We start from the raw sequence: 9254 nt of genomic DNA, 5'->3' as shown, positions 1-9254 counted from the left end.
CGAATTCTCGCCGTTTGCGTACCCACAACGTCAGGGGCGTCACGGAATACCGACCCGGCCCTCGCGGGTTGACCCAGGCGATGAACGCCGACGCCCCGACCCCCGCGCCCACCTCCCCCCGACTGTCCGTCCTGGACCTGGTCCCGGTCCGCACCGGACAGTCAAGCCCCCAGGCGCTGGCCGCCTCGCTCGCGCTGGTGCGCCGGGCGGACGAGCTGGGCTTCGAGCGGTACTGGTTCGCCGAGCACCACAACATGCCCGCCGTCGCCGCGTCGACGCCGCCGGTGATGATCGCCGCGGCGGCCGCCGCCACGCAGCGCATCCGGGTGGGCTCGGGCGGCGTGATGCTGCCGAACCACGCGCCGCTCGTGGTCGCGGAGCAGTTCGCCGCGCTGGAGGCCCTCGCGCCGGGCCGGGTCGACCTCGGCATCGGGCGCGCACCCGGCTCGGACCCGGTGGTCACGGCGCTGCTGCGGCAGTCGGGCCCGACGTCGGACGTCGAACGGTTCCCCCAGCACGTGCGCGACATCCTCGCCCTCATGAGCCCCGACGGCGCTGCCCTGCGGCTCGGCGACGGCAACCTCTACGACGTGCACGCCACCCCGGCCGCCGACGGCACCCCCACGGTCTGGCTGCTCGGCTCCAGCGACTACTCCGCCCGGCTGGCGGCCGAGCTCGGGCTGCCGTACGTCTTCGCGAACCACTTCTCCGGCGCGGGCGTCGACCAGGTCCTCGCCCTGTACCGCGACAACTACCGGCCCAGCCCCGCCCACCCGGAACCGCGCACCTTCCTCACCGCGAACGTCGTCGTCGCGCCCACCGCCGCCGAGGCGCACGAGCGGGCGCTCCCGCAGCTGCGGTCGATGGCGCGGCTGCGCACCGGCAAGCCGATGGGGCGCGCCGAGACCGTCGAGCAGGCCGCCGCCGAGCCGCTCGACCCCATGGCGGAGCAGATCGTCGCCGACATGCGCGCCCGCTGGGTGGTCGGTGAGCCGCACCAGGCCGCGGCGCAGCTCCGCGACCTCGCGGCACGCCACGGCGTGGACGAGGTCATGGTGGTGCCGGTCGCGGGCTCGTACGAGTCCGAGCCCCTCGACGCCACGCCCGGTCGGGTCCGGACGCTCGAGCTGCTCGCCGAGGCCCTCGCCGCCTGACCGCCGCCGCGTCAGGCGGCCACCGGCACCGACGAGACCTCGGCGAGGAACAGCTCGTCGGCGCGGGCCTGTACCGCCACGAGGTCGCGGTCCCGGGCGAGACGGTCCTGCGTGGTCGCGCGGTCGAGCTCGGCGTCGACGAACCGCTCCAGGACGGCGGGCGGGTCACCGGCACCGAGCTCGCGCGTCACCGACTTCAGGGCGACGACCTCGGTGACGGCCGCGCGGACGTCGGCCGGGACCGAGCTCTCGGCCACGAGGGTCGGGAGGTCCATCGGCGGCGCGGCCGCCTCGGGGTGGTCGGCGAGCCAGCGCAGGGCGACGGCCGGCCGCAGCACGTACAGGAACCGCTTGAGCGACGGTGCGCGCTGCTGCTGCCTCCGCGCGAGGTGCAGGTAGTGGCGGCGGACCGCGGCGCGGTCGAGCACCTCGTCCGCCAGCGCCAGCACCCGGTCGCGGAACCCGGGGTCGCCGCGGTACACGATCGGCGAGCGCAGCCACTCGACGGGCGTGACGTTGCCCTTGACCAGCAGACGCACCGCCTTCGCCAGGTCCCACCCGTTGACGTCGAAGACCTCGTCCAAAGGCGTCTCGATGACGTCCCGCCCGGCCCAGAGCGACAGGTAGTGCGCGGCGGGCCGCACGTACAGGAACCGGCAGTCGTAGTCGCTGTCCGGGGAGGGGAATCCCCAGGCGCGGCTGCCGGACTCGATCGCCCAGGGGACGTGGACGGCCTGCGTCGCCTCGACGCCGGAGAGCCGCGCGTCGATCTCCGCGACGACGGCAGGGTCCAGGGTGGCAGGAACGGCGCGCATCGGGTCACCGTAGATCGTGGCGCCTCCTCGTGGCCCGCTGTTTTGGCGGCGTTCGACCACCCGCTCCTGGCCGGGCGATGATGACGGGGAACACGGCGACCCCGACCCGAGAGCGAGCCCCATGCCCCACGTCACCGTCGTCCGCGCGGACAACCCCGGCCCGATGACGCTGGACGGCACCCGCTCGTACGTGCTGCGCGCCCCGGGCTCGCCGTCGTGCGTCGTGGTGGACCCGGGCCCGGACGCCGAGGAGCACCTCGCCACCCTCGCCGACGCCGGGCCGGTGGAGCTCGTGCTGGTCACGCACCGGCACGCGGACCACACGGCAGGGTCCGCGCGCCTGCACGACCTCACCGGCGCTCCGGTGCGCGCGGCCGACCCGGCGCACTGCCACGGCGGCGAGCCCCTGCGCGGCGGGGAGCGGATCGACGCGGCCGGCCTGCGGGTCGACGTGCTCGCGACACCGGGTCACACGGCCGACTCGGTCTCGTTGGTCGTCACCGGTCCGGACGCGGCGCCGGTGGTGCTGACGGGCGACACCGTGCTGGGACGTGGCACGACGGTGATCGCCGAGCCGGACGGGTCGCTGCGCGACTACCTCGCCAGCCTCGACCTGCTGGAGCGCGTCGGCGACGGCCGCGTGGGCTTCCCCGGGCACGGCCCCGCCGTCGACGACCTGGGCGACACCGTGCGCGCCTACCGGGACCACCGGCTGGGACGGCTCGCCCAGGTGCGGTCGGCCCTGGCAGAGCTGGGCCTCGACGCCCGCGATGCCGCGGATGCCGTGGATGCCGTGAATGCCGACGACGGCCCGGACGTCGCGGACGCCGTCGTCGCGCACGTCTACGCCGACGTGGACCCGTCCGTCCGGCGGGCCGCACGGCAGTCCGTCGTGGCCCAGCTCGCGTACCTGCGGGAGGAGAAGGCCTGACGCCCCGAGGACGGTCCGCGCCGGCCGGGAGCGGATGTCGGAGGCGCACGGCACGATGGCGGCATGACCCTCACTCCCGCCCCGCTGCCGGACGCCCGCCCTGCCGTCCGGCTCGGCGTCGCCTTCGTCCCCACGACGGCCCCGGAGTCGTTGCGGGGGCTCGCCACGGCCGCCGAGGACGCGGGCCTCGACGACCTGTGGGTGTGGGAGGACTGCTTCAAGCAGAGCGGCGTCGCCTCGGCCGCGGCGGCCCTGGGCTGGACCGAGCGGGTGCGCGTGGGGATCGGCCTCATGCCGGCACCGCTGCGCAGCACCGCCGTGACCGCGATGGAGGTCGCCACCCTGGGGCGCATGTTCCCGGGCCGTTTCGTCCCCGCCGTCGGGCACGGCGTCCAGGCCTGGATGGGCCAGGCCGGCGTCCGGGTGGACTCGCCGCTGACGCTCCTGCGTGAGCACACCGACGCCCTGCGGCTGCTGCTCGCGGGCGAAGAGGTCACGACGACCGGCCGCTACGTCACCCTCGACCGCGTGCGGCTGGACTGGCCCGCCCCCGACGTCCCGCTCGTGCTGGGCGGGGTCGGGCCCCGGTCGCTCGCTCTCGCCGGGGAGCTGGGCGACGGCGTGATCCTCGCGAACGCGCTCACCCCCGACGACGTGCGCGCGGCCGCCGAGGCCGCGACCGCCGCGGCCGCGACGGCGGGCCGGCCGGTGCCGGAGGTCTACGCCACCCTGATCGCCGCGACCGGCGACGGCGCCCAGGAGCGGCTCGACGCCGAGCTGCCGCTGTGGGGCGCGGAGCCCGGCCGAGGCATCGGCGCGGCCGGCGACGCCCGCGCGCTCGCGGACGGCGTCCTGCGGCTCGCCGCGGCCGGGGCGTCGGCGGTCGCGGTGCAGCCCACCGCGGACGAGCCCGACCTGGCCGGCTTCGTCGAGCTGCTCGGTCGCGAGGTGCGACCGCTGCTCGACCACGCCTGACCCGTCCCGCAGAACCCACGAAGGAGCAGCGTCATGGACTGGAAGATCGAGCTCATCCACGTGCCCGTCAGCGACGTCGACCGGGCCAAGGACTTCTACGAGCGGGTCGGCTTCCATCCCGACCACGACCAGCAGGTGAACGACGAGCTGCGGTTCGTCCAGATGACGCCACCCGGCTCGGCGTGCTCGATCGCGTTCGGCACGGGTCTCGGCGGCGGCCTGCAGCCGGGTCAGCTGGACGCGATCCAGGTGGTGGTCCCCGACGCCGACGAGGCCCTGGCCCACCTGCGGGACGCGGGGATCGAGGCGCAAGGCGTGGACGACCAGCCCTGGGGGCGGTTCGTCACCTTCGCCGACCCGGACGGCAACTCCTGGACGTTGCAGCAGCTGCCTGCGTGGTCCGCCGGCGCCGCGGGCTGAACCCGCGGCGTCCGGCGGCGGACCAGGCCCGGAGTCGAGTCCTGAGTCAGTGCCCGGGTCAGTGCCCGGTCAGAGCCGCTTGCCGTAGCAGCGCTGCTGCTCGGAGCCGCAGTGGTCGCCGAACGACTCGATGGGCTCGTACCCGATCGCCGCGTACAACCCCATCGCCTCGGGCTGCGCCGTGCCCGTCTCCAGCACGAAGCGGCGGAAGCCGACCTGGCGGGCGCTGCGCTCCAGCTCGGCCATGAGCCGTCGCGCGACGCCGAGCCCGCGGGCGTCGGCGGTCACGAACACGCGCTTGACCTCGCCGGTCGCCGCCGGGTGGGCGGTGCCCCGGCCACGGCGGTCGTCCGTGCCGGAGACGTCCCGCACCGCCGCCGTGCCGACGGCGCGACCGTCGACCCGCGCGACGAGCGTCACGACGATCGAGCGCGGGTCGATGGCGGGCGCGGGGTCGACGCCGCCGTACCGGACCGCCATCTCCGCCTCCTGCGCGGCGCGCAGGCGCGCAGCCTCCGGGTCGTCCCACTCGACGACCTCGACGACCAGGTCGTCGGGTGCCGCGACGGCCGGCAGCGTGGTGGTCGCGGTCATGCCCGGACGAGGGCGGCGAGCACCGACGTGAAGAAGCCGAGCCCGTCCGTGCCGCTGCGCGGGCCGGCGTCGCCGTCCGGACCGAACCCGGCCTCGACGGCGTGCTCCGGGTGCGGCATGAGCCCCACCACGTTGCCGCGCTCGTTGGTGATGCCCGCGATGTCACGACGCGAGCCGTTCGGGTTCCAGCCCTGGTAGCGGAACACGACCCGGCCCTCCCCCTCGAGCTCGTCGAGGGTGTGCTCGTCGGCGACGAACTGCCCGTCCTGGTTCTTCAGCGGGATCGTGATGTGCTGGCCGCGCTCGTAGCGGTTGGTCCACGCCGTCGCCGTGTTCTCCACGGACAGCACCTGCTCCCGGCACACGAAGTGCAGGTGGTCGTTCTTCACCATCGAACCGGGCAGCAGGTGCGCCTCGGTCAGGACCTGGAAGCCGTTGCAGATGCCGAGCACCGGCATCCCGCCCTTCGCAGCGTCGACGACGGCGTCCATCGCCGGTGCGAACCGCGAGATGGCGCCGGCACGGAGGTAGTCGCCGTACGAGAACCCGCCGGGCAGGACGACCGCGTCCACACCGTGCAGGTCACCGTCGGCGTGCCAGAGCGACACCGGCTCCCCGCCGGCGAGACGCACCGCACGGGAGGCGTCGCGGTCGTCGAGCGTGCCCGGGAAGGTGATGACGCCGATGCGTGCGGAGTCGAGCGTGCCGGCGGTCATCAGGCGACGCCCTCGGCGGTGATCGTCCCCGCGGCGTCGGTGGCGGCGTCCGCCACGCGCACGACGTCCTCGATGACCGGGTTCGACAGCAGCGTCTCGGCCGCCTGCTGGGCGGCGGCGAGGACCTCGGCGGTCACCTCGCCCTCCACCTCGAGCTCGAACCGCTTGCCCTGGCGCACCCCGCTGAACTGGGTGAAGCCGAGGCGGGGCAGCGCCCCGACGACGGCCTTGCCCTGGGGGTCCAGGATCTCGGGCTTGGGCATGACCTCGACGACGACGCGTCCCACGGGGTGCTCCTTGGATCGTGACCGGGTAGTCAGGCGGCCGCCGCTCCGGGATCCCGGCACGGGCGGCGCCGGGAGGGGCGCGCGTGACGAGCGGGAGCACGACGGCGGGATTCCGCGACGAGTCTACCCTCGGCACGCTAGCCTCTGGACGCCGCGGAACGCTGCCGGACGCCGGCGCTGCTGACCCCGCGTGACCCGACCCCGCCACGATCCCGAGGAAGCATGTCCGCACCCACTCCGCCGCCCTCCGGGGGCAGCGCCCCCGACCCGTACTCGACCCCCGACGCAGGCTCGACCGCGCCCGCCCCGGGCAGCCCGCAGCCGCCGTACGCGGAGCCCGGCGCCCAGGCGCCGTACGACGCGTCGTCCCCGTACGGCGGGCAGCAGCCCCCGTACGGCGGCCAGCCCCCGTACGACTACGCCCCGCCCCGCAAGACCGACGGTGTGTCCATCGCGGCTCTCGTCACCGGCATCCTCGGCATGGCCCTGATCCCGCTGGGCCTCGGCATCGCGGGCGTCGTGCGCACCAAGGACCCGGCGCGGTCGGGCCGCGGCCTCGCGATCGCGGGCATCGTGCTGGGCGCCCTGAGCACGATCGGCTGGATCGTGGTCGTCGCCCTCGTCGGCTTCCTCGCCAGCAACGACGACTTCCAGGACGCGGTCCAGCAGAGCTACCAGGAGAGCTTCCAGGAGGGGGCGGGGCTCGACTACGAGGTGGGCGAGTGCTTCGACTACCCCGGCGACTCCGCGACCGTCGGCGACATCACCCCCGCCGACTGCACCGCACCGCACGCGGCCGAGGTCTTCTCGGTGTCCCAGCTGCCCGGCGGCGACTTCCCCGGTGACTCCGGCGTCGAGCAGGCGTTCTCGGACACCTGCGCGCCCGCCTTCGAGTCCTACGTGGGGTCCGACCCCGCCGAGACGACGCTGGCGGCGTACTACATCGGCCCGGACGAGGTGTCGTGGACGCTCGGCGACCGCCAGCTCCTCTGCTTCGCCCAGGCGGGCGACGGGTCGAAGCTCGACGCGAGCGTCGCAGGCTCCGGCCTGTAGCGCGGGCGGGGGCGCCTCAGCGCAGAGGTGCCCCCGTCAGCCGCTCGTACGCCTCGAGGTAGCGGTCGCGCGTCCGCTCGACGACGTCGGCAGGCAGCGCGGGCGCCGGGGCCCCGGACGTCCGGTCCCAGCCGGACGCGTCGGACGTGAGCCAGTCGCGGACGAACTGCTTGTCGAAGCTGGGCTGGGCATGACCCGGCTCCCACGCGTCGGCCGGCCAGAACCGCGACGAGTCGGGCGTGAGCACCTCGTCACCCAGCACGGTCGCGCCGGTGACGGGGTCGATGCCGAACTCGAGCTTGGTGTCCGCGAGGATCACGCCGCGCTCGCGGGCGATCGCCTCGGCGCGGGAGTAGACGGCGAGCGTGAGGTCGCGCAGCCTTGCCGCGGCGTCGTCGCCGATCCGGCGTGCGACCTCCTCGAACGGGACGTTCTCGTCGTGCTCGCCCACCTCGGCCTTCGTGGCGGGGGTGAAGATCGGCTCGGGCAGGCGCGAGCCGTCCACCAGCCCGTCCGGCAGCGCGATGCCCGTGACCTCGCCGGACTCCCGGTACTCGGCCAGGCCGGAGCCGGTCAGGTAGCCGCGGGCCACGCACTCGACGGGGAACATCTCGAGCCGGCGGCAGACCATGGCCCGCCCGGCGACGACGTCGGGCACGAGACCGTCGCCCGGCTCGGCGCTCGCCTCGGTCGACACGACGTGGTGGGGCACCAGGTCGGCGAGCTGCTCGAACCACCACAGGCTGAGCTGGGTGAGCACCACGCCCTTGTCGGGGATGCCGGGCTCGAGCAGGTGGTCGTACGCGGACACGCGGTCCGACGCGACGACGAGGACGACGTCCCCGAGCGGGTGCACGCCGCCCAGGGCCGGCAGGTCCGGCTCGTACAGGTCACGCACCTTGCCGGAGTAGACGTGCCGCCACCCCGGCAGGTCGAGCGGTCCGCCCGCGAAGGCGTCGGTCTGGTCGGCACCGGGCTGGTTGACATCGTGCGTCTCGGTCACGGCGCCCAGTCTCGCACCCGGCGCCGGAGGCCAGCCACGCCGTCCGGGAGACGGCACCGCACGGAGTTCATCGGGCGCCCCACCGGACAACGTCGTCCGTTCACCGACCGTTGGCCTGCGCCGTCCACCGTGCACCCCATGAGAACCCGCACCCGACACCTCGCCGCCGGCCTGCTCGTCGCGGCCCTGGCCGTCGCCCCCGCCACCGCGTCCGCGGCAGCACCCCGCTCCCCGCACGCCGCCGCCGGCCAGCACGCGTCGCACGCCGGCGCCGAGCACGGGCGCATCCCCTTCACCGCGGCCACGGTGACCGCGCAGGACGACGGCTCCTTCACCATCACCTGGTCCGCGCCGCGCGGGGCCGGCGACGTCCGCCTCTACACGGGGACGGACCGGGACCACGTCGACCTGCGGCGCGTCGTCGCGCGCGGCGGCTCCTCGGGCACGGTGACCGTCCGCGGCCTGGCCGACGCGGACCGCCGCTGGTTCCGCCTCGTCCCCGCCCGCGGCGAAGGCCTGACGCTCGCGGACCGGCTCGTGCGCCTCGACGGCACGGTGAACCTGCGCGACCTCGGCGGCTACCGCACGACGGACGGCAGCTGGGTGGCCATGGGCGAGGCGTACCGGTCGGACGCCCTCGACCGGCTGAGCGACGACGACCTCGACGCGCTGGAGGGCCTCGACGTGCGCACCGTCGTCGACCTGCGCACCGACTCGGAGCGCACCACGGCCCCCGACCGCGTGCCCGCCGGGGCCCGGTACGAGGTGGCCGACGTGATCGGCGGGGGCAGCGCGACGATCCCCGACCTGTCCACCCCGGAGGCAGCCGCGCAGATGATGGTCGACGGAGAGCGCGCCATGGTCTCCAGCGACACCGGGCGCGCGGCCTACACGTCCCTCTTCGACGCCGTGACCGACGACGGCGCGGTGCTGTTCCACTGCACCGCGGGCAAGGACCGCACGGGCTGGGCAGCCGCGGCGCTCCTCACGACCGCCGGGGTGCCGCACGATGTCGTCGAGGACGACTACCTGGCGAGCAACGACTACCGCGCCGAGGCGAACGCCGCCGCCCTGGCGGCCATGCCGGCCGCGCAGGCCGCGATCTACCGACCGCTGCTGGACGTCCGCCCGGAGTACCTGGCCGCCGGCTTCGACGAGGTCCGCGACGAGTACCGCTCGTTCGGCGGCTACCTGCGCCAGGGCCTCGGCCTCGGCGCACGCGACGTCCGCGAGGTCCGGGCGGAGCTCCTGATCGGCTGACCTTCTCACCCCGGTCGACCGCGCGGACCGGCAGGTCGTCACCCTG

Annotated in this window: 11 protein-coding genes; 6 read left to right on the top strand and 5 right to left on the bottom strand. The window is 75.1% G+C overall.

The window, feature by feature from the left end:
- Positions 1–80 precede the first annotated feature (80 nt).
- The gene (locus ACWGKI_RS19860) at positions 81–1154 is read left to right on the top strand and encodes an LLM class flavin-dependent oxidoreductase (protein WP_452189319.1); all 1074 of its coding nucleotides are present in this window, start codon (positions 81–83) and stop codon (positions 1152–1154) included.
- Between the two features lie 11 nt (positions 1155–1165).
- Here ACWGKI_RS19860 and ACWGKI_RS19855 read toward each other — a convergent pair whose 3' ends face one another.
- Complete coding sequence (locus ACWGKI_RS19855) at positions 1166–1969, bottom strand: nucleotidyltransferase domain-containing protein (RefSeq protein WP_452189318.1); 804 nt, start codon at positions 1967–1969, stop codon at positions 1166–1168.
- A 121-nt stretch (positions 1970–2090) separates the two neighbouring features.
- Here ACWGKI_RS19855 and ACWGKI_RS19850 point away from each other — a divergent pair, with 121 nt between their 5' ends.
- The 3 genes from ACWGKI_RS19850 (at position 2091) to ACWGKI_RS19840 (ending at position 4295) form a co-directional block, all read left to right on the top strand.
- Positions 2091–2900: an MBL fold metallo-hydrolase gene (locus ACWGKI_RS19850; RefSeq protein ID WP_452189316.1), complete on the top strand. Its 810-nt coding sequence runs from the start codon at positions 2091–2093 to the stop codon at positions 2898–2900.
- Between the two features lie 63 nt (positions 2901–2963).
- Positions 2964–3875 carry an LLM class flavin-dependent oxidoreductase gene (locus ACWGKI_RS19845; RefSeq protein WP_452189315.1) on the top strand — a complete coding sequence of 304 codons (912 nt, stop codon included), beginning with the start codon at positions 2964–2966 and terminating at the stop codon, positions 3873–3875.
- A gap of 33 nt (positions 3876–3908) precedes the next feature.
- Complete coding sequence (locus ACWGKI_RS19840) at positions 3909–4295, top strand: VOC family protein (RefSeq protein ID WP_380243447.1); 387 nt, start codon at positions 3909–3911, stop codon at positions 4293–4295.
- Between the two features lie 69 nt (positions 4296–4364).
- Here ACWGKI_RS19840 and ACWGKI_RS19835 read toward each other — a convergent pair whose 3' ends face one another.
- Genes ACWGKI_RS19835 through purS form a run of 3 tightly spaced genes read right to left on the bottom strand, consistent with a single transcriptional unit; the run spans position 4365 to position 5892 of the window.
- Positions 4365–4889, bottom strand: a complete 525-nt coding sequence (locus ACWGKI_RS19835) for a GNAT family N-acetyltransferase (protein ID WP_380243446.1) — start codon at positions 4887–4889, stop codon at positions 4365–4367.
- Positions 4886–5605 (bottom strand): phosphoribosylformylglycinamidine synthase subunit PurQ, encoded by a 720-nt coding sequence (gene purQ / locus ACWGKI_RS19830; protein ID WP_452189312.1) that lies wholly within the window; start codon positions 5603–5605, stop codon positions 4886–4888. The genes ACWGKI_RS19835 and purQ overlap by 4 nt, the downstream gene beginning before the upstream one ends.
- Positions 5605–5892, bottom strand: coding sequence for a phosphoribosylformylglycinamidine synthase subunit PurS (gene purS, locus ACWGKI_RS19825; protein ID WP_380243444.1), 288 nt, complete (start codon positions 5890–5892; stop codon positions 5605–5607). The genes purQ and purS overlap by 1 nt, the downstream gene beginning before the upstream one ends.
- Before the next feature lie 222 nt (positions 5893–6114).
- Between purS and ACWGKI_RS19820 the strand changes: the two genes are divergently transcribed.
- A complete protein-coding gene (locus ACWGKI_RS19820) occupies positions 6115–6945 on the top strand; it encodes a septum formation family protein (protein ID WP_452189310.1) in 831 nt (276 codons plus the stop codon).
- Between the two features lie 16 nt (positions 6946–6961).
- On the opposite strand, the gene ACWGKI_RS19815 is transcribed toward ACWGKI_RS19820, so the two are convergent.
- Entirely contained in the window at positions 6962–7876 is a 915-nt protein-coding gene (locus ACWGKI_RS19815) for a phosphoribosylaminoimidazolesuccinocarboxamide synthase (RefSeq protein WP_452189321.1), read from the bottom strand.
- A gap of 210 nt (positions 7877–8086) precedes the next feature.
- Between ACWGKI_RS19815 and ACWGKI_RS19810 the strand changes: the two genes are divergently transcribed.
- Positions 8087–9208 carry a tyrosine-protein phosphatase gene (locus ACWGKI_RS19810; RefSeq protein ID WP_452189308.1) on the top strand — a complete coding sequence of 374 codons (1122 nt, stop codon included), beginning with the start codon at positions 8087–8089 and terminating at the stop codon, positions 9206–9208.
- Positions 9209–9254 lie beyond the last annotated feature (46 nt).

This window comes from Isoptericola sp. NPDC055881 (genome assembly GCF_053615895.1).
Note: the sequence above shows the minus strand (reverse complement) of the source record. Positions and strands in the feature narration are given on the sequence as shown.